This is a genomic window from Rufibacter roseolus, assembly GCF_017916365.1.
GTDB lineage: Bacteria > Bacteroidota > Bacteroidia > Cytophagales > Hymenobacteraceae > Nibribacter > Nibribacter roseolus.
On sequence record NZ_JAFMSU010000002.1, the window covers coordinates 1,434,825 to 1,455,753 of the forward strand.

Here is a 20,929-nt window from a genome sequence, read left to right on the forward strand (position 1 = left end):
ACAGAATATATAAGCTGATTGAATTCTAAGTCCATGAGAAAGAACAGAATCATGTTTGCGGCCGGAGTTGCCTTTGCAGCCCTGGGCTGTGTGGCCGGTACGGTTAACCAGGGAGAGCCTTCCCTCAAAGAAGTGTTCAAGGATGACTTCTACGTGGGCGCGGCCCTGAACTACCAGCAGGCAAGCGGCAAAGACCCTAAAGCCGAGGCTATCATTGCAAAGCACTTCAGCACCATCACCCCCGAGAACCTGCTCAAGTGGGGAAGCGTGCATCCGCAACCAGATAAGTATAACTTCAAACCCGCCGATGACTACGTGGCACTGGGCAAGAAGCATAAGATGTTTATCGTGGGGCACACCCTCACCTGGCACCAGCAAACCCCAAACTGGGTTTTTGAAGCAGAGCCCGGCAAGCCCGCCACCAAAGAGCAGCTCCTAAAGCGCCAGACTGAGCACATCATGACCGTGGCCGGCCGCTACAAAGGTCAGATCAACGGCTGGGATGTGGTGAACGAGGCCCTGAACGATGACGGTACCATGCGGCAAAGCAAGTGGTACCAGATCGCAGGGGAGGATTTCCTGTCCAATGCCTTTGCCACCGCCCAAAAAGCAGACCCCAAAGCCGAGCTTTACTACAATGACTACAGCCTCTGGAAGCCTGCCAAAGCCGATGGCGCTGTGAAACTGGTGAAAAGCCTGCAGGCGAAAGGCCTGAAAGTAACCGGGATTGGCATGCAGGGTCATTACGGCCTGGAACACCCTTCCATCCAGCAGATTGAGGAAAGCATCATCAAGTTCTCCAAAGTTGGGAAAGTGATGTTCACCGAGCTGGACATTGACGTGCTTCCTAACCCTTCTAACCGCCAGGGTGCTGATATTGATGCCACCTTTGAGTTTGACCAGAAATACAACATTTACACCAAGGGCCTGCCTGAGGAGGTACAGCAGAAACTGGCCAAACGCTACGCCGACCTCTTTGCGCTTTTCCACAAGCATAGAGACAAAATCACCCGCGTGACCTTCTGGGGCGTCACCGATACGGATTCCTGGCTTAACGATTGGCCCATCAAAGGCCGCACCAGCTACCCGCTCATCTTCGACCGCAACTACCAACCCAAGCCAGCCTTCCAAGCCATTGTCAACACAGTGAAGAAATCGTAAGGGAAGAAGTCAGGCTAGCATTTTAGCTTTATATATGAAACCCCTCTGTTTAGGGACTGTTTTAAGAGAAACAGCCCCTAAACAGAGGGGTTTTCTTTTGGAAGCGGCAATGTGGGTAGCGAGCTACATAACTTATAAATGCGTCTCTTCAACTATATGACTCCCTTCAACGCGGATTCTCCCCTTGAGGGGAGATAAAGAGGGGTGGTTACACGGAGAGCACGCATTTCAGAGTTAATCGCAAATGGCATCTTTTTACTACAGAAGCAAAGCATTATCAGCAATGCGTAAACCGGCAGATGTAAACACCCTTATTCGCTCCCCTCAAGGGGAGAATATGCGTTAATTGGCCACAATTGGAGTTACTGCAGCGTCCGCACTTTTAAAAAAAGTTTTCAACTTCCTAGGTTAAACTCAAGCTACAAGGCCCCTACTCACGACTTGTCTGTGCCTCTTCCAATTGAATCAAGTCCCGCAGTAATTCCAGAGACACTTCACCAGGCTTACCGTTTCCTACGGGTTTGCCGTCTACTTCCACAATGGGCAAGATGCGTTTGGTGGTGCTGGTCATGAAAGCCTCCTTTGCTTGGGCGATATTCTCCAGCGTCACAGTGCCCTCCTCCACTCGGTATTTCTTACTGGCCAGTTCCAGAACATTTTTGCGGGTGATGCCTTTGAGAATTTCTTTAGCGGGGGTCACGAGGGTATTGTCCGCCCGCACGATGAAGAAGTTGCTGCGCGGGAATTCTGATACTACGCCCTGCTGGTGGTAGAGCACGTCATCGGCGCCCAGGGCTTTTACTTTCTGGATGAGCCGGATGCCCACTGTGTAGTTGATGGTTTTGGCTTCGGCCAGTTCCCGCACGTATTCGTGGGTGATGATCTTGATGCCGGCGGCCTGTTGCGCTTCTGAAGGCAAGGTGAGCGGCTGCTCAATCATGATCAGGTTGGGCGGGCCGGGGTTATAGCCGTTCTCTGAGTAGCCACCGGTCAGAATCATTTTCACGCCCGAGTCTCCCAGTCCGTTCATCTGGATCAGGCGGGTAATGGAGGCTTTCAGGTCCTCGGCGGGCAGCGGTACTTCCAGGCCCATGAGTTGGGCAGAGTTGAAGAAGCGGCCCAGGTAACCGTCCAGGAAAAGCGGGTGGCCGTTCTGGGTTTTGAAGAAATCGAAAATGCCGTATCCGCGCTGGATGGCCAGGTCGCTTACGTGCAGGTACGTGCTATCCAGCGGCAGGAATTCCTCGTTGAGGTAGGCGTACAATCTATGGTCTGATGACATGGTGTTTCTTTAGGATATCAAGGGTTTTATCTACCGGCAAGGCCTCTACTTTGGTTTTGTCTTTGCCTAGGGTGGTCTCGGCTTTGAAAAGGGAGTTGAGGATGGCTTCCTCGGTGGCTTCAATAGTGGCCATGAACAGCGGCGACATCTCATCGTTGCGCAGCAGTGTCACAGTCTGGGTTTTCTCTTTCGCCACGTGCGGTATGCGCAACGATGGGTTAGCTGAAAAAGCCACCACGTAATCGCCGCTGCCGTTGGAGGCGATGCCGCCGGTCTTGCCCAGGCCTAGCATGGCGCGTTTGGCCATCCGCTCCAGGTTACGGGCATCCACGGGCGCATCAGTAGCCACGATGATCATGCAGGAACCGTCGGCTTTCTCCAGGATCTGCTGCCGGAAAGAGAACTTCTCCAGTTCCTCTCCTACCGGTGCGCCGGCCACCTGCAGCACACCCCCGAAATTGGTTTGCACCAGCACGCCCACGGTGTAACCGCCCAAACTGGCCGGCAGCTTGCGGGAGGAAGTCCCGATGCCGCCTTTGAACCCGAAGCAGATGGTGCCGGTGCCCGCGCCTACGTTCCCCTCCTCCACCGCGCCGCCTTTGGCTTTCTGGATGGCTTCCAGCACGTGCTTCTCGGTGACGTGCCGCCCCCGGATGTCATTCAGGCCACCATCGTTCGTCTCGCCCACTACCGCATTTACTGACTGCACCTTCTCGTTGCCCGACTGTTGCAGGGTGTGCGTAATGACACCGTTTATGGCAGTGGCTACACTCAGAGTATTGGTCAGGATGATGGGACTTTCCAGGTTGCCTAGTTCCATCACCTGTGTGGTGCCCGCCAGTTTCCCGAATCCATTGCCCACGAATACTGCCGCCGGCACTTTCTCCTGGAACAGGTTGCCGGTGTGCGGCAGAATGGCGGTGACACCCGTCCGGATGTCGTTGCCCTTGTTCAGGGTAACCTGTCCCACCTGTACGCCAGCCACATCGGTAATGGCGTTCTCTTGTCCGGTGGGCAGTACACCGATTTTTATCCCGTATTCCCGGACCCGTTTGCGTTCCTGGCCCCAGGTTGAACTCGTGATTACCATCATTAGAAGCAATAGCAGAACAGGTTTCATTTGCAGAAGAGAGTTGCCGGGGTAAATCTATCGGTTCTGCTGGAATAATACCTTCCTCTCCTTCAAATCAATCCCTGTTTAGGGTCCGATTTCCGGAAAAAGGCCCGAAAGAAGCTTTTCATTTTCCCGCCAGATGAAGTATCTTTCTACAAAATCCAAACGAATGAACAGACGAAATTTCCTAAGAACCGGTTCTTTGGCCGGGATCACTTTATCGGCTTTTGGGCTGGGCGCCTGCGCGGCTACCCCCTCGGCTACTGCTACCGCCACCACTGGCAACGAAACTCCAACAGATGCAACCAAAAGCGAAGCCGCTGCGGCCAATACTGACCCTGCCGATTTCCAACTGAACGAGGTGACCGTCCAGGAACTGCAGCGCAAAATGCAATCGGGTGAGCTTACCTCCAAAGCCATTACCCAGTTGTACCTGGACCGCATTCAGGCCGTGGACAAGAGCGGACCTAAAATCAATTCGGTCATAGAGGTCAACCCAGACGCCATTCAGATTGCCGAAGCCATGGACCAGGAGCGCAAGGCGGGCAAAGTACGCGGACCGCTGCACGGCATTCCGGTGATGGTTAAAGACAATGTGGACACCCATGATAAAATGTCTACCTCGGCCGGTACCCTGGCCCTCGCCGATAACAAAGCCAGCAAAGACGCTTTCATCGTGAGCCAGTTGCGGGCAGCGGGCGCGGTGATCATCGGGAAAACCAACCTGAGCGAGTGGGCCAATTTCCGTTCTACCAACTCTTCCAGCGGCTGGAGCGGGCGCGGCGGTCAAACCAAAAACGCATATGTCCTGGATCGCACGCCCTGTGGTTCCAGCTCCGGATCTGGGGTGGCCGTGTCGGCTAACCTGTGCGCCGTAACCGTAGGCACCGAGACCAACGGCTCCATCGTCTGCCCGGCAGCCGTGAGCGGCGTGGTAGGCTTCAAGCCGACCGTGGGCTTGGTGAGCCGCTCGGGTATTATCCCTATTTCGCACACCCAGGACACCGCCGGCCCAATTGCCAGAACGGTGACTGATGCCGCTATTCTAATGGGCGTGCTGGCCGGGGTTGATCCTAATGATGCGGTCACCAAAGAAAGCACCGGTAAAGCCTTTACTGATTACACCCAATTTCTGGACGTGAACGCCCTGCAAGGAAAGCGCATCGGGGTGGAGAAATCTTTCCTGGAAGGCCACGTGGCCATTGATGCGTTGCTGCGCCAGGCCCTGGAACAACTCAAAAGCAAAGGTGCCACCATTGTGGAAGTGGAAGCCATGAAGAGCATCAGGGATGTTTCCAGAGACAGCTTCAAGATTCTGCAGTACGAGTTCAAGGATGGCGTGAACAAGTACCTGGCCACCGCCAATGCCCAGGTGAAAACCCTCAAAGACGTTATTGAATACAACAAGCGGAACGAGAAAACCTCCATGCCTTTCTTCAAGCAGGAGATCCTGGAGATGTCTGATAAACTGGGCGACCTGAACACGAAGGAGTACAAAGACGCCGTGAAGAAACAGGTGTCCGGCTCCCGGGCAGCCATTGACAAGCTTATGAAGGACAACAAGCTGGATGCCATCGCCGGCCCTACCTACGGCCCAAGCTGGTGTATTGATCTGGTGAACGGTGACTCTTTCACCGGTTACGGCATGTCTACGCCGGCGGCCATCTCGGGGTACCCACACGTTACGGTGCCTTTGGGCCAGGTACAGGGTCTGCCGGTAGGTATTTCCTTCTTTGGGGGTGCCTACTCAGAGCCTAAACTGTTCGGGATTGCCTATGCCTACGAGCAAATCTCCAAACACCGGACCGCGCCTAAATTCCTGAAGACCACTAATCCGTCATAAGGCGTTTCAGGGTTGATTTGATTAAGAGCTGGATTTAGCGCAGTTTGGTTTAAGGCTTGTGTTTAAGACACTGGCCTTAAACCAAACTGCGCTTTTTTCTTGAAAACCGACCAGGTACTTTTCCCTAACTAAATATCGCTACCCTCCTGTATACCTCATCCATTTGTCATCTTGGAAAGATCTTGTGAGCGTACTAATAAGGCTTATAGTAAGCATAATTACCGTTCGCCCACAAGATCCTTTTAGGATGACAGAGAAGGGTGGGTCAGGATGAAAATGGAGGGTGGGTTAGGACGGAAAGGGAGGGCTGGTCAGGATAGTAATGGAGAGTTGTTCAGGATGGTAATGGAGAGTTGGTCAGGATGAAAATAAAGGGTCAACAAGGTTTCCCAGGAAATGCAGTCCTATTAACATGACTTTGGTGAAAAAAACAAAACGGGCCTGAACATCATGTTCAAGCCCGTTTGCATTTGACGCTAAAACTAAACTTATCTTAAGAGGCACAAGACCTAATCTGACTGAATCTATTTTGAAGCTCTTTTAAAAAAATCAGCACCAAAACAAGGCAGAAGCATTATGCTCTAGTCACCGCCGCTCTGGGGGCTACCTGGCTGCCTTTGGATTTCTTCTTCAGTTTGTTCCACCAGATGAGCGTGCCGGTGATAGGCAAACTGGTAGCGATGAGGCAGACGATGAAATAGATGATCTTGGAGAACGTCCCGAAAATCTCGCCTACGTGCAGACCTTTCACAGAGGCCGCGATTTTCTCGTTGAACTTCTTGTCAGCAAATTTCTCCACTTTCAGGGCCTTGCCGGTGTACTGGTCCAGCTGCACTTTATCGGAAGCCGAGAGGGTGAAGAAGCCGCTTTTTGATTTGTTCACTACCACGGCACCGGTAGAATCAGCAGGCAAAGAGATGCGGTAATTCCCTTCGTAAGGCAGAATGCCGTTGGTGATATTCAAAATATCTGAAATAGAAGGTTGCTGGGCTGTCTTACTGGCCAGGTCAGAGGTCATGGGTTTTTCTGTGCGCTGCTTGAAGATCTGGTCACCAATGACGGCACTTGCGCCTGCGCGGTACCAGTCAAAAGACCAGCAAAGGCCGGTGAGGGCCATGATGAGCAAGAAGAACGAGGAATAGAATCCCAGCGAGTTGTGCAGGTCATGGTTGATGCGTTTCCAGTTGCCGCTGGTTTTGATCTTTAGACCCTGTTTCCAGTTCTTCAGTTTCTTAGGGAACCAGATCACCAGACCCGTTAGGATGATGAACACGAAGATGATGGTAGAGGCGCCCACCACAATTTTACCGGGGTTGAGCGCACCGGGCTCACCTTTCACCAAGAGGGACCGGTGAATGGCTTCGGCGGTTTCAAAGAACTCATGGGCCGGGCCATCGGTGGTGCCTTTCACCTCACCGGTGTATTGATCCACCAAGTACGTTTTACCACGGCCACCGCCGCCACCTGGTCCGCCGGGACCACCCTTGCCGCCTTTTTGACCTTCGCCACCAGCACCAGGACCGGCTGCCATTGCTGGCTTAGCACCTTCGGCTTTGGCCTTCTCCCCTTCTGGTTTGCCTCCTTTGTCCCCTTCCTCTTTTTTAAGGGTGAAACGGTACGGCTTAGCTGGGTCCTGCGGAATCTGAAGGGCGGTCACTTTGCCTTTCTGGGCCTGCTGCAGTTTAATGATCAATTCATCCGGAGATAGAGCCACGGCATTGGCCGGTACCTGCACGCTGAATTTGCCGGGCTCCAGAGCTTCCTCAATCTCGGTGTGGAAGGTGAAGATGGTACCGGTGAGACACACCAGGAACAGTACCAGCCCGCTGGCCAGCCCTAACCAAAGGTGAATGTCATTGAACAATTTGCGCCAGGTGAACCCTTTTTTCATGGATGCTTCTACTTTATGAATGTACTTGATTTCCGCTTTGGGGCTGTTTCTCAGGAATTGGGCTTTAAACCGGTACCTTGTTGAAAGGCTGGGAGGTATGACAATCCTTCTCCTTTACACGATGGCAAACTAACCATCTATTTAGATTAATTCCAAACTGAAGGAAAAAGAATCGGCACCAAATATTAGATTATCTAGATGGGATTAAAAAATGGTCTCCAGCGATGCTGGCGTCGTTGTTTGAAAGGCGCAATCGGCACGTGGAATTATATTCAATTTTTCCTATTTAAACTCATGGCTACGCCCACTTTCTTTAAGGAAAGAACTCAAGGGAAGGGGCATTTTGAGGAATTGGCAATCTGGTCCGATCCTCCAAACCAAAGGCCTCCATCTCCTCTGGAAAAACCCTAAAAAGGTTGCGGTAGCGGACTCCTTGCCTCTTTTATATCATGCAAGCTCTCCGTAACTTACTGCGCATTTCTACCCTTCTATGCTTAAAAGACTATTGTACACCGGGGCCTTGTTGGCCGGCACAGTAAGTGCGGCACAAGCCCAAAACGCACCCTCTTGGCTGCGTTACTCGTCTATCTCACCAGACGGCCAAACCATTGTCTTCACCTACAAAGGTGATTTGTACCGGGTACCGGCCAGCGGCGGTACCGCCCTGCCCCTCACCGTGCACGAGGCCCACGATTTCATGCCGGTTTGGAGCAAAGACGGCAAAACCATTGTGTTCGCCTCGGACCGCTACGGCAACTTTGACCTGTTCCAGATGCCAGCCACCGGCGGAGAGGCCAAACGCATGACGTTCCACTCGGCCAATGAGTATCCGTATGAGTTCAGCCCCGACGGCAAAACCGTTTACTTCGGGTCTACCCGCATGGACATGGCCAGCAACCGCCAGTTCCCTACGTTTGCCTCCCCCGAGCTCTACAAAGTGGCGTTGGGCGGCGGCCGCGTGCAGCAGGTAATGACCACCCCCGCCGAGGAAGTGAAACTGAGCAAGGACGGCCAGATCATGCTCTACCAGGATAAAAAAGGCGGTGAAAACCAATGGCGCAAGCACCACGTCTCTTCGGTGGCCCGCGACCTTTGGAGCTTTGATACCAAAACAGGCAAGCACACCAAACTCACCACCTTCGCCGGCGAAGACCGCACCCCGGTGTTCACCGACAATGACAAAACCATCTATTACCTGAGCGAGGAAAGCGGTACCTTTAACGTGCACCGCATGGCCGCCGATAAGCCCGGCACCTCTACCAAGGTAACCAACTTCACCAAGCATCCGGTACGCTTCCTCACGGCCTCCAACAACGGTCTGCTATGCTTCGGGTTTGACGGAGACCTGTACACCATGCAGGGCAACGGCGCTCCGCAGAAAGTGAACGTAACCATCGCCACGGATGTGAAATCCAACAACGAGCGCATTGTACCGGTAGCGGGCAACGGTGTGCAGGATCTGGCGGTATCGCCTAACGGCAAGGAAGTGGCCTTCATCTACCGCGGCGAGGTATTCGTATCGGCGGTGGAAGGATCTGCTACCAAGCGCATCACCAACACCCCGGAGCAGGAGCGCCACGTGAGCTTCTCGCCTGATGGAAAGACCCTGATCTACGCCACTGAACGCGGCAAAGGCTGGAAGATCTTCCAGACCCAGATCACTCGCAAGGAGGAGCCTTATTTTTACGCTTCCACCCTGCTGGACGAGACCCCGGTCATCAACAATGACAAGGAAAACTACGAGCCCCAGTTCTCGCCAGACGGCAAAGAGATCGCGTTTGTGGAAGACCGCATGACCCTGAAGGTCTACAACATCAAATCCAAACAAGTACGCACGCTGCTCACCACCAATGAGCTGTTCTCCATGCGCGACAACGACCAGTACTTCACTTGGAGCCCAGACAGCAAATGGATTGCCTTCGATTTCTCCGAGCCCGGTTTCGCCAACGGCGAAGTTGGCCTGATCTCCGCCGACGGCAAAAGCAAAAAAATCAACCTCACCGAGAGCGGCTACCAGGATGATTCTCCGCAGTGGATGGCCGGCGGCAACATGCTCATCTGGAACAGCACCCGCGAAGGCATGCGGGCCCAGGCCAACAGCGGCGGCGCCCAGTCAGATATCTTCGCCCTATTCATAAACCAGGCGGCGTATGACAAATTCCGGTTAAGCAAAGAGGATTATGCCTTGGTGAAGGAAGCCGATGAAAAAGCTGCCAAGGAGAAGGAAAAAGACAAAAAGAAGAAAAAAGACGAGGAACTGACCATTGACTGGGAAGGCCTCAAAACCCGCAAAGCCCGCCTGACGCTGCATTCGTCCCAGTTAGGCGACGCCCTGGTGTCTAAAGACGGCGAGACGCTGTACTATTTGGCCCGTTTTGAGAGAGGCTACAACCTCTGGAGCACCAACCTGCGCACGAAGGAAACCAAAATGGCCGTGACCCTGAACGCGAACCGCGCCAGCATGGATTGGGACAAGGACATGAAAAACCTGTTCCTCTTAGCCGATGGCCGGGTGATCAAGCTGGACCCTGCCGCGAACAAACAGGAGAACGTAGCCATCAGCGGGGACATGAACCTGAACGTAGCCGCCGAGCGCGCCTTCATGTTTGAGCACGTGTGGCGCCGCACGCAGAAGACCTTCTACACCGCCGGTTTCCACGGCGCCAACTGGAAAGCACTGAAAGGCGATTACGATAAATACCTGCCGCACATCAGCAACAATTACGAGTTCTCCGAGATGCTAAGCGAACTGCTGGGCGAGCTGAACGTGTCCCACTCGGGCTCCAGCTTCTCTAACGTGCCAGTAAACGCCGATGCCACCGCTTCCCTGGGTATTTTCTATGACCCAAGCTTCACCGGAGACGGCATCAAGATTGACGAGGTGATTCTGGAAGGACCGCTTCAAAGAGCCGGTTTTGATGTGAAGCCCGGCATGGTGATCGAGAAAATCGATGGGGAAACCGTTACCGCTGACCGCGATTACGCCCAGTTCCTGAACCGCAAAGCCGGCAAGAACACGCTCATCACCATCTATGACCCAAGCTCTAAAAAGCGCCGCGACATCACCGTGAAGCCTATTTCACCCGGCGAGGAAAGCAGCCTGCTCTACAAGCGTTGGGTACGCCGCAACGCCGAGGAAGTGGATCGTTTGAGCAACGGCCAGCTGGGCTACGTGCACATCCCGGGCATGAACGACCCGGCCTACCGCACCGTGTACGAAGAAGTGATGGGGAAATACGCCAACCGAAAAGGCATGGTGGTAGACACCCGCAACAACGGCGGCGGAGACCTGGTTGCCGATCTAGCCATGTTCCTGAGCGGTAAAATGTTCCTGAACTACACTACTGACAATCGCTCAACCGGTATTGAGCCCTCGTTCCGTTGGAACAAGCCCAGCATCGCGCTGGCCAACGAAGCCAACTACTCAGACGGCCACTGCTTCGCCTTCAGCTACCAGGACCTGAAACTGGGCAAGCTGGTGGGCATGCCGGTACCGGGTACCTGTACCTTCGCAGGCTGGGAATCACTTCAGGACAACAGCGTACGCTGGGGCGTGCCGCCGCTGGGCGTGAAAGACGTGCAGGGCCGCTACCTGGAGAACCTGCAGACCGAGCCAGACGTGAAAGTGATGAACGAGTTTGAGCAGGTGAGCAAAGGCAAAGACCAGCAGTTGGAAGTAGCCGTACAGGAACTCCTGAAAGAAGTGAAATAACCAGCTTAACTACTACAAGAAAGCCCCAGCCCAACCGCTGGGGCTTTCTTTTTGCGTATTATTGAATCATGAATGATAAAGACATAAGCAAATTCCTGAGTCTGGTACTCCGGCATGAGCCACAAAAAATAGGGATTACCCTGAACCAAAATGGCTGGGCGAATGTAGATGAGTTGCTGACTAAACTGCAGCACAAACGAATGAGCGTTGACCTGGAGAGGCTAAAGCGGGTGGTGGAAACCAACAACAAACAACGGTTTTCCTTTAACCCAAACCAGACTAAAATCAGAGCCAACCAGGGACATTCTGTGCAGGTAGATGTAGGCCTGTCCCCCACTACTCCGCCTGAGATGCTGTACCACGGTACATCCGTTACTACTGCAGAGATTATTCTAAAAGAAGGCATCAGGAAGCAATCCCGTTTACACGTACACCTGTCCTCTGATATTGCTACCGCTTTGCAGGTAGGTAGCCGGCACGGCAAACCTTATGTTTTCACCGTACTCAGCGGCGAGATGCACCGCAGTGGAATCCCCTTCTACCTATCCGAAAACAAGGTCTGGCTCACAAACTATGTAGATCCTGCTTATTTATCAGAATATAAATTATCCTAACCCGTAAAGGACAAGACAATACCCAAGCCCCATCCACAGTTTAATTTCAGAGGCACTTACCGCCAGACATTTAAGGGTGTGCTTTCCGGAATCTTCCGTACAGCTACAAATTATCCTAAAAATACAATACCCCTTAGAAAGGATAACCGTATTATTAGCAACACCGGTGTTAATATACCCGGTGCATGCCCCTAGAGCGGGGTTTGGGCCTTTCTTTCAATAAGAAGCCCCTAAACACCCAATGCCAGCTTTTAACTTCTGAAAGAAAAATAACTGATTTATGCAGGTGAAGGAAAAACTTACGACATATTACCACCATTATCAGGAATTAAAAGAGAAAGGCGGCCCTGAGGAGAATACCGAATTATTTGAAGAGGTCATCCACCTGGAGGAGGAGATTATGGCCTCCTATGGCTTGCCTCCGTCCCACACCCACCTGCAGATTTTGTGGCAGTTCACAGAAAAAGCGCCCTTAAGCGAGGAAGTCATTCAGGGTACCCAGGAGAAACTGGAAACCGCGGCTACTGAGCACCTCATGGCACCCGTGAAGACAAACCTGGAAGTTTTGCAGGAAGCAAAATCCGGGAAGATGAGCGCGTTCAACGTGCTGCCCGAGATTGGCCAACCAACCCATGATTATCCTATTTTCCTGTTTGAGGAAATGCTGCTGAAAGACAAAGCCACCCCCGAGGCCGTATTACAAGAGATGGAATCTGTGAAGGAGCTGGACTGCTACGGCGAGGTGGCAACTTTGCTTTACTACCACCGCAAGACTTTCAGGAGAACCAAAATCTACAAGGCCCTGAAACCGCACCTGCAGTTCCTGGACACCTACCTGCAACAATTGAAAGCCCTGGGCGACAGCACGGAGCACAGCATTTTTGTGTCCAGCCTCGCCAAAGAGGCCCAGCAACTTTCACAGCCTACTACCCTGCCTGAGGACAAGATCATCTCCCTCATTGGGGTAGACCCGGCTACCTACACGCCAGAATCTATCCTGCTCACGGATATCTTTGAAATGGAGGAGATTGTCTACGATGTGGACACGGCCATCACGGTTACCGGCAAACTGAACAAAGGGGATTCTTCAAAGGCCGTTTCGCTGGGGTTTGACCTGGGCGAACTTTGCGGCCTGCTTTCCCAATACCAGGAGCAGGGTCAGCAAATCCTGGCCTTTTTCCATAGAACCCCAGACCTCAACCTCCCGGACTCCCCCATTGTCATCAACCTGAAGGACTGCACCGGCAGCACTTTCCTGGCCGATGCACATTATTTCAGGGTATACAAACCCTTGGTGTTGGGCGAAGACGGTACCCACCAGATGATGCAGGAGGAGTTTTACCTGGTTGAGGAAATTCTGGAAAGAGACACCTTTGATGCGGAACAGCTTAAAAGAACCTCAGAATCGCTCAATGGTTTACTCCAGCACCTCAAAGGCAGCTACCAGGAATATGTGGCTTACCTTCAGGAAGGCGAAACCGAAAAGAAAGCCCGCCAGAAGACCGGATTGGATCACCCCACCACCTTTGAATTGGCTCGTCACCTGTACAACTATGAAAAGCACGGCGGCAAAGCCAGCTTTGATTAGGCTCATCTGGTTGCCACTGCACAAGCGGGAAGAAGATCAGGTACGAGAGGCAGCACACTACTGTTTTGAGTCTGTTTTTGTATAAATAACCTCAAAACAGGTAAGGTGAAAATGGTCTGTTTTAAGGTACCGAACTTTCTGCATCCTTTGCCTAGGCTAGTTTTCCTCTAGGGTAAGAACCCCAGCATGTACCTTTATTCGGGGTTTTAGAGCTGATTTAGAGAAAACGGTCAGGAAGCACGAAATTTTTTTTAAAGTTTAATCAGCTTGATTTTTCTTCAAAATCAGACACTTAGAAGACAAAGGGGGAAAACTGATTAAAAAACAACACTTTTTTTCTGAGAGATGTTTTGCAGATCAAAATCATCCCTCTATATTTGCACCATCAAAACCGAAAGATGGTCCGTTCGTCTAGGGGTTAGGACACCAGATTTTCATTCTGGTAACAGGGGTTCGATTCCCCTACGGACTACTCAAAAGCCTCTCAGTTCATTCTGAGGGGCTTTTTTGCTTTAAGGCTGTACACATGCACGTACAACTCTCTACTCCAACCTTTCTTTCTATTGAAGACAGGCCCGAACGGGCATTCATCTCCCAATTCTCCTGCTGCTCCTTGACCTAGAGCATAGTTACCAATCCAGTTTTTGCTTAAAATCCAAATTGAAAAGGCCTTAGCTTTTAAATAGATAATGTATTTCAAATGCGCCTTTATTTGAATAACTTAAAGACAATCAACAAGTTATTCACAACATAAACTCTATGATTATGAAAAAGGTGTTTTCCTTTAGCTTTCCAGTCATGGTTTGTTTGATTACTTGCCTGACCTGGAGTTGTTCCACAAAAGAGACAGATCCCTCCCCTTCCTTTCTTTTCGTAAAGGAAGCCTCCACCAAAACCGCTGATTTGAACAAGAAGGAACCTATAGTTTTCAATACCATCGCAACTTCATCAGAAGGTTCCACTTATTTCGGAACGGTGGCGGTATCTGGTGGAATTAATGCAACGGGCACCTACGTAATGCCCACAGAAACGCTTGGGATGGCGCTGCACTGCACCCTTATCCTCACCCTACCTGAAGGCTCTATTACTATCCGGATGAACTGTAACATGAAAACTTCAGAAGGCCAGTGGAAGATTTTAGCTGGTTCTGGCAGTTACCAAAACTTAGAAGGTGGTGGTAGCCTTGTTATGCCAGATGACATAAGAGAGATTTTAACGGGATCCATTTCCTGGAAATAAGACAGAATAAATTTGAGTTTGCTAAACAAGGAAGCCTTGAAGTACAAACCTTCAAGGCTTCCTTGTTTAGGAGCCACAGCCTCTTACTCCATTCAACAACTGATCTGAATCCGCTTGGCAAATCCCTCCTGAAGTTCCCCCCCCAATGGTATTACAGTTACCCCCAGCCGTCCATTCATCCTCTGAAGGCCTTCTCCTCCAACTATCTCATGTTCTGAAAAGGACACATGTTAATATCATATGATTATCGGCTAAAATAAGCTTATAGAAACACAGGTACTCTCTCTAGTTTTAGAGAAGTGTAAAAGCGGAATCACCTCACCCTGCACACCTTGGTTTTCAGCAGGTTATCTTATAACCATCAGCCTTTAGGAGGAAAAAAACGGACTCTAAATATGAAAATGCAAAAAGTATTCTTTCAAGCCATTCTGTTTGTCTCTGTGTTAACCCAGTGTGTTTACACTTCTCAGGCCCAGAACGGTGACCAAATTTTAGACGGTATTGGTGAAACAGGAATGATTGCCCGCTATGTGTTCAACGGAGACCTGAAAGACTGGTCTAGAAATACGCTGCATGGTAAAATCCAAGGTTCCCAGGCTTCCTTTGCCAATGACAACAAGTTTGGAAAGGTCTTGTCGCTTTCCGGCGATAACAATGCTTTTGTAACCATTCCGGTAGAAGCATTAACAGATCTGGAATCATTGAGCATCTCAGGGTGGGTCAACTTGCGCTCAAAGCAAACCGGCCAAAGGTTCTTTGATTTCGGGAAGGATGCAGGCAGGCATTTCTTTGCGGCTCCGGTGGGTACCAAAACCCAGGAAGGCTTCCAGGCGCTCATTACTGCCGATAAAGGAAATAAAAAAGGAGCTGTCTCTCCGGCCATTGAGGTGAACAAGTGGGTGCACCTGGCCATAGTGGTAGATGTCCCGTCCAGGTCCTTGATTACTTATGTAGATGGTAAGCGTGCCGGTGAGGCAAGGGATATTCCCCAGGAGTTAACAGAGGTATTTGGCAAACAACCCGGAGGAAATCTGCTTTACATCGGGAAATCCCTAACACCCGGAGATCCCAACCTGAATGCTCTCCTACATGATTTCCGGATTTACCGCATTCCCCTGACGGGCAGGCAGGTCGCTGGAATCTACACCAATGCCCAGAAAGGTAGAGGCGTCAATGAAGGCATGGTCAATACTACGGGTAAGCAGGCCGAGGATGATCTGCCCCGCTTTTCCCCAAACCAGCCCCAGCTTTATAATGCCTATCTGGTTCAGGTGTCTGATGTGGAAGTAGAAACAGAGGTAGGAAACTTGCCCAGGTTGCCCAGTCATGTACAGGGAACCTATAAAAACGAAATGCAGGGGAAAGGGCCCAAAGTGCGGGTAATCTGGCCGGCTGAAACGGACAATAGTCCTGTTCTGAAACCCGGGCGCTATACCATTACCGGCCGGGTACCCGGCACCGCTTTTCAACCGAAGGCCAATGTCACGGTAAAAGCCTCTCAGAAATCCTCCAAACCAGATCTGAAGCTGGCCTCGTTTGATTTGGGAAAGGTTACCCTCAAAACCGATGCCCAGGGCCAGCAAACCCAATTCACCGAAAACCGCGATAAATTCATCAACACCTTAGCACAAACAGACCCTAATTCCTTTCTCTACATGTTCCGCCATGCCTTCGGTCAGAAACAACCTGCCGGTGCAAAGCCCTTGGGCGTATGGGACAGCCAGGATACCAAACTGAGAGGCCACGCTACTGGTCATTATCTCACGGCCATCGCGCAGGCCTACGCCGGAACAGGGTATGACAAGGCGCTTCAGGCCAATTTCTCCAAAAAGATGGAGGAAATGGTAAACACCCTTTACGAGCTATCCTTGTTATCCGGAACACCGAAATCAGAAGGTGGCCCCCAGATGTCTGATCCGGCTGCGGTGCCGATGGGCCCTGGTAAATCAGCGTACGACTCAGATCTGAGCGATGAAGGCATCCGGACGGATTATTGGAACTGGGGTGTAGGATACATCAGCGCGTACCCGCCAGACCAATTCATCATGCTGGAAAAAGGAGCCAAATACGGCGGGCAGAAAAACCAGGTCTGGGCGCCTTACTACACCCTTCATAAGATCCTGGCCGGTCTGATGGATGTGTACGAGGTAAGCGGCAATAAAAAGGCCCTGGCTACCGCCTCCGGCATGGGAGATTGGGTATATGCCCGCCTGAGCAAGGTGCCCACTGACACGCTGATTAAGATGTGGAACACCTACATCGCCGGGGAGTTTGGCGGCATGAATGAGGCCATGGCCCGCATGTACCGGCTTACCGGTAAACCCAATCACCTCAAAACCGCCCAGTTATTTGACAACATCAGGGTGTTCTTCGGCGACCCCAATCATTCGCATGGATTGGCCAAAAACGTTGACCTTTTCCGCGGTCTGCATGCCAACCAGCACATCCCGCAGGTAGTAGGAAGCATTGAAACGTACCGGGTCACTAAAAATCCGGAGTACTACAACATAGCCGATAACTTCTGGTACAAGATGGTCAATGACTACATGTACAGCATAGGGGGCGTGGCTGGTGCGCGTAACCCAAATAACGCAGAGTGTTTTGTGGCCCAGCCCGGAACCCTGTACGAAAACGGCTTTGCGGCCGGCGGGCAGAATGAAACCTGTGCCACCTACAATATGCTCAAATTGACCAGTGACCTTTTTCTCTATGACCAGCGGGGAGAATACATGGACTATTATGAGCGGGCGCTGTACAACCATATCCTGGCCTCGGTGGCCGAAGACAGCCCTGCCAACACCTACCACGTACCGCTCAGACCAGGGTCTACAAAACAATTCGGCAACCCCAACATGACGGGCTTTACCTGTTGCAACGGTACCGCCATAGAAAGCAGCACCAAACTGCAGAACTCCATCTACTTCAAAAGCAAAGATAACCAGGCGCTTTACGTTAACCTATTCGTACCCTCTACCCTGGATTGGACAGAGCGCAAAGTAAAAGTGGAACAAACCACAACTTTCCCCAAGGAAGACCAGACCCGCCTGACGATTAAGGGTAATGGGAAGTTTGATGTCAATGTGCGGGTGTCCGGCTGGGCTACCAAAGGATTCTTCGTGAAGATCAACGGCAAAGAGCAAAAGGTTGACGCCAAGCCGGGCAGTTACTTAACCCTAAGTCGTAAATGGAAAGATGGAGATGTGATTGACCTGAAAATGCCTTTCCAGTTTCACCTGGATCCGGTGATGGACCAGCCCAACATCGCCAGTCTGTTTTACGGACCTATTTTGCTGGCCGCCCAGGAACCCGAAGCAAGAAAAGAATGGCGTAAAGTAACCCTTGATGCTGAGGATTTAAGTAAATCCATCAAAGGCGATCCCCAGCAGTTACAGTTCACCATTGATGGAGTGGTGTATAAACCCTTCTACGAATCATACGGCCGGCATTCCGTTTACCTGGATGTTAACTTAAAATAGGCTTAAAACCCAAAGGGGCTGATAGGGCCCTCACTCACGTGAGCGATGCCCCCATCAGCCCCTTTAATTATCATATCAGGTTATTTCCCAGCACCCATTTGCTTAAGCAGTTCTATCACTGCATTGCAGCACTACCTCCTTTCCAGCTGGCGCCGTGAGAAATTTATCTTTGACACCCCCTCTATAACTTTCTAAGTTAAAATAGACAATGATGTTTACCCCAAAAACGACTGTTACCTTTAGAAGACTGTTTTTTCTAACCCTGCTTGGGTGGCAGTTCCTTTCCTGGCCGCTCTCCCTGTTTGCCCAATCATGGAAAGACCTTGCCCAACGCCCCTCCACCTTGGATGTAGAGCAGGGTACTATTTCCTTTCAAACTCCCTCTTTTAAGGTGGAATTGGTAAAAGCCTCTCAAACCGTATCAGGTTTGCACCCTAAGGCAGAACCGGCTTTTGATTATACCCCCGGTGACCGATTGAAAGTGCGTAGCAGTAACGGCATGTATCACCTGGGCGATTTAAACTTGAGAATCCGGGAAGGTCAAGCAGGCCAGTGGAAGTCTTTTTCAACAGCCTCCCAACGAAAGCCAGTACAAACATTGGCGGCAAAAGGTATTGTTCTGGCGGCCGCAGATCTGGCCAATACTTTGCCGGCAGACATACCCCTTACCGTAAAACGTTTCTGGCAATTAGAGCAAGGGCAATTGGTGCTACGCTTTGAATTGACCAACCGTACCGCAAACCCTGTGGAAATTGGGGCCTTGGGCATTCCCATGATCTTCAACAACATTCTGGAAGGGAAAGACCTGGTACAAGCCCACGCGCAAAGCGTTCTGTATGATCCCTACATTGGTCAGGATGCTGGGTATTTACAGGTAACCCGTCTGCACGGAAGAGATTCTTCCTTGTTGGTGCTCCCTTACGGAAATTCTCCTTTTGAGGCCTATAACCCTTTGAATGATGATCCAACCCCCAGAGGAATTGCCTTTGAAGGCTTCCATGAGTGGATGGTACACAGCAAGGCCTTTGCAGAAAATGAATGGAAAAAAGCAGAGCCCTGGAACAAACCAACTTCCGTCATCCTAAAACCGGGAGAGTCAAAAAACTATGGGGTTCGCTTTGTGCTGGGAGGAACACCGCAAAACATTGAAAAGAAATTACTGCAGAACAATCGTCCCGTAGCCGTGGGCATCCCCGGGTATGTGCTGCCCCAGGACGTGAACGGCAAGCTGTTTATCAGCTATAAGAGCAAAGTCCGAAGCATAAAGATGGAACCGGAAGGTGCTTTGATCATTACCCCAGCGCCCTCTACTAAAAATGGCTGGAAGGCCTATGCGGTCAAAGGCCAGAAATGGGGAAGAGCCAGGGTCACGGTTCAGTACGAAGATGGCCTGGTACAGACGGTACATTACAAGGTGATCAAGCCTGAAAAGGAAACCGTAGCCGATTTTGGAAACTTTCTAACTACTAAGCAATGGTTTGAAAAAGAAGGTGACCGCTTTGGCCGAAACCCTTCGGTGATCAGTTACGACAATGAGAAGCAGCAGCAGGTGCTGGAAGATAACCGCGTCTGGATAGCTGGCCTCAGCGATGAAGCAGGAGCCGGTAGTTGGCTGGGGGCTATCATGAAGCAATCCGTTTTGCCTGATAAGAAAGAAATAGACAAACTCCAGCGGTTTGTAGGGGAAACCCTGTGGGGCCGCATACAGGTAGCAGAAGGCCCGGATAAATACGGGGTTCGCAAAAGCCTTTTCTATTATGCGCCCGATTCCATGCCTGCTGGCACTTACAATATTCCTGCAAACCTGAAGGTATGGTCTTTATGGCCCAAAAAGGAAGCATATTCTCTGGGGCGCTCCTATAACTACCCCCACGTAGCAGCAGCGCATTGGGTACTGTACCGCTTGGCCCGCCACCACAAAGGATTGGTTTCCACCCAATCATGGAACTGGTATTTGAACAACGCTTATGAAACCGCCATGGCCATGGTTCGTCTGGCACCGCATTATGCTGAGTTCGGGCAAATGGAAGGAACTATCTTTTACATCATTCTTAAAGATTTAAAGGCCGAGGGAATGAGTGAGATGGCCGGTAAATTGGAGGCAGAAATGAAAAAACGGGCCATTCACTGGGCCTCCCTTTCCTACCCTTTCGGAAGCGAAATGCCCTGGGATTCAACCGGGCAGGAAGAAGTGTACATCTGGTCGCTCTTTTTCGGTTACGATGATAAAGCCGATGTGACGCTAAACGCCATCCTTGCCTACATGCCCACCATGCCCCACTGGGCCTACAACGGCAATGCCAGACGCTACTGGGATTTCTTATATGCCGGAGGTTTGCCCAGAGTAGAGCGGATGATTCACCACTATGGCTCGGGCCTGAATGCCATTCCTGTGCTAACTGAATACCGCAGGCAACCTGATAATTTGTATTTACTGCGGGTTGGCTATGGCGGCGTTTTAGGGACGCTCTCTAATATCACAGAAGAGGGCTTTGCCCCCGCTGCTTTTCACAGTTACCCAGCCTCCCTGCACAACGACAGTTACTCCGGAGATTACGGCCCAGGGTTCTTTGGCTACGCTGTGAACTCCGCTACTTACCTAACGCAACATCCGGACTTAGGATGGCTGGCTTTTGGCGGCAATGAAAGCTTACAGAACCAGTGGGTGGAAGTGCAGCCAACCACTGCTGGCAGATCTGCGGCGTTTATTGCACCTGCCGGTTTGTGGATTTCTTTACAGGCAGGAAAGATGAAAAAGATAGCCTACCATCCCTCTACCGGTCAGGTAAAGATCACCCTTGACGCAGCAGATACCTTTACCCCGGCAGCATTTCTAACCATAGAGCAGCCAGGCCCTGCAAAAGAAGGTCCAATCTATGGTTTAAAAACAAAAGCGACGAAGGAGAGAAATGGTTATGCCATCAACCTTTCCAGCAAAGAGACTGAAGTAATAATTGACCGTCAGAAAAAATAACAGCCAGGTAGAACATGAAAGCAGGAAGGGGCCAT

The 20,929-nt window shown here is 51.2% G+C and carries 11 protein-coding genes and 1 tRNA gene; 9 read left to right on the top strand and 3 right to left on the bottom strand.

Features of this window, described 5'->3' with window-relative positions; all coding sequences use genetic code 11:
• Positions 1 to 33: 33 nt before the first annotated feature.
• Entirely contained in the window at positions 34 to 1,161 is a 1,128-nt protein-coding gene (locus J3P35_RS14870) for an endo-1,4-beta-xylanase (RefSeq protein ID WP_210465359.1), read from the top strand.
• Positions 1,162 to 1,591: 430 nt separating this feature from the next.
• Here the strand turns inward: J3P35_RS14870 and J3P35_RS14875 are convergent, their stop codons facing one another.
• Entirely contained in the window at positions 1,592 to 2,443 is an 852-nt protein-coding gene (locus J3P35_RS14875) for an aminotransferase class IV (protein ID WP_210465360.1), read from the bottom strand.
• Positions 2,427 to 3,536, bottom strand: a complete 1,110-nt coding sequence (locus tag J3P35_RS14880) for a DmpA family aminopeptidase (protein WP_246850230.1) — start codon at positions 3,534 to 3,536, stop codon at positions 2,427 to 2,429. Before J3P35_RS14880 ends, J3P35_RS14875 begins: the two co-directional genes overlap by 17 nt.
• Positions 3,537 to 3,726: 190 nt before the next feature.
• Here J3P35_RS14880 and J3P35_RS14885 point away from each other — a divergent pair, with 190 nt between their 5' ends.
• Positions 3,727 to 5,400 (top strand): amidase, encoded by a 1,674-nt coding sequence (locus tag J3P35_RS14885; RefSeq protein ID WP_210465362.1) that lies wholly within the window; start codon positions 3,727 to 3,729, stop codon positions 5,398 to 5,400.
• Positions 5,401 to 5,974: 574 nt separating this feature from the next.
• Here J3P35_RS14885 and J3P35_RS14890 read toward each other — a convergent pair.
• On the bottom strand, positions 5,975 to 7,291 hold the full coding sequence (locus J3P35_RS14890; protein WP_210465363.1) for a PepSY-associated TM helix domain-containing protein: 1,317 nt from the start codon (positions 7,289 to 7,291) through the stop codon (positions 5,975 to 5,977).
• Positions 7,292 to 7,781: 490 nt separating this feature from the next.
• Between J3P35_RS14890 and J3P35_RS14895 the strand changes: the two genes are divergently transcribed.
• From J3P35_RS14895 to J3P35_RS14925, 7 genes are all read left to right on the top strand, one after another.
• Positions 7,782 to 11,003 (top strand): S41 family peptidase, encoded by a 3,222-nt coding sequence (locus J3P35_RS14895; RefSeq protein ID WP_210465364.1) that lies wholly within the window; start codon positions 7,782 to 7,784, stop codon positions 11,001 to 11,003.
• 68 nt (positions 11,004 to 11,071) lie between these two features.
• Positions 11,072 to 11,617, top strand: a complete 546-nt coding sequence (locus tag J3P35_RS14900; RefSeq protein ID WP_210465365.1) for an RNA 2'-phosphotransferase — start codon at positions 11,072 to 11,074, stop codon at positions 11,615 to 11,617.
• Between the two features lie 280 nt (positions 11,618 to 11,897).
• Positions 11,898 to 13,205, top strand: coding sequence for a hypothetical protein (locus J3P35_RS14905; RefSeq protein ID WP_210465366.1), 1,308 nt, complete (start codon positions 11,898 to 11,900; stop codon positions 13,203 to 13,205).
• A gap of 400 nt (positions 13,206 to 13,605) precedes the next feature.
• Positions 13,606 to 13,677 (top strand) — tRNA-Glu (locus tag J3P35_RS14910).
• Between the two features lie 293 nt (positions 13,678 to 13,970).
• Positions 13,971 to 14,444 carry a hypothetical protein gene (locus tag J3P35_RS14915; RefSeq protein WP_210465367.1) on the top strand — a complete coding sequence of 158 codons (474 nt, stop codon included), beginning with the start codon at positions 13,971 to 13,973 and terminating at the stop codon, positions 14,442 to 14,444.
• A 395-nt stretch (positions 14,445 to 14,839) separates the two neighbouring features.
• The gene (locus J3P35_RS14920) at positions 14,840 to 17,920 is read left to right on the top strand and encodes a beta-L-arabinofuranosidase domain-containing protein (protein WP_246850231.1); all 3,081 of its coding nucleotides are present in this window, start codon (positions 14,840 to 14,842) and stop codon (positions 17,918 to 17,920) included.
• A gap of 208 nt (positions 17,921 to 18,128) precedes the next feature.
• A complete protein-coding gene (locus J3P35_RS14925; RefSeq protein ID WP_246850232.1) occupies positions 18,129 to 20,894 on the top strand; it encodes a DUF5695 domain-containing protein in 2,766 nt (921 codons plus the stop codon).
• The last annotated feature ends 35 nt before the right edge of the window (positions 20,895 to 20,929 follow it).

Coding starts and splice junctions, on each gene's coding strand:
- J3P35_RS14925 (WP_246850232.1), top strand. CDS start 18,129: ATGATGTTTACCCCAAAAACGACTGTTACCTTTAGAAGACTGTTTTTT.
- J3P35_RS14895 (WP_210465364.1), top strand. CDS start 7,782: ATGCTTAAAAGACTATTGTACACCGGGGCCTTGTTGGCCGGCACAGTA.
- J3P35_RS14905 (WP_210465366.1), top strand. CDS start 11,898: ATGCAGGTGAAGGAAAAACTTACGACATATTACCACCATTATCAGGAA.
- J3P35_RS14870 (WP_210465359.1), top strand. CDS start 34: ATGAGAAAGAACAGAATCATGTTTGCGGCCGGAGTTGCCTTTGCAGCC.
- J3P35_RS14920 (WP_246850231.1), top strand. CDS start 14,840: ATGAAAATGCAAAAAGTATTCTTTCAAGCCATTCTGTTTGTCTCTGTG.
- J3P35_RS14900 (WP_210465365.1), top strand. CDS start 11,072: ATGAATGATAAAGACATAAGCAAATTCCTGAGTCTGGTACTCCGGCAT.
- J3P35_RS14890 (WP_210465363.1), bottom strand. CDS start 7,291: ATGAAAAAAGGGTTCACCTGGCGCAAATTGTTCAATGACATTCACCTT.
- J3P35_RS14875 (WP_210465360.1), bottom strand. CDS start 2,443: ATGTCATCAGACCATAGATTGTACGCCTACCTCAACGAGGAATTCCTG.
- J3P35_RS14915 (WP_210465367.1), top strand. CDS start 13,971: ATGAAAAAGGTGTTTTCCTTTAGCTTTCCAGTCATGGTTTGTTTGATT.
- J3P35_RS14880 (WP_246850230.1), bottom strand. CDS start 3,536: ATGATGGTAATCACGAGTTCAACCTGGGGCCAGGAACGCAAACGGGTC.
- J3P35_RS14885 (WP_210465362.1), top strand. CDS start 3,727: ATGAACAGACGAAATTTCCTAAGAACCGGTTCTTTGGCCGGGATCACT.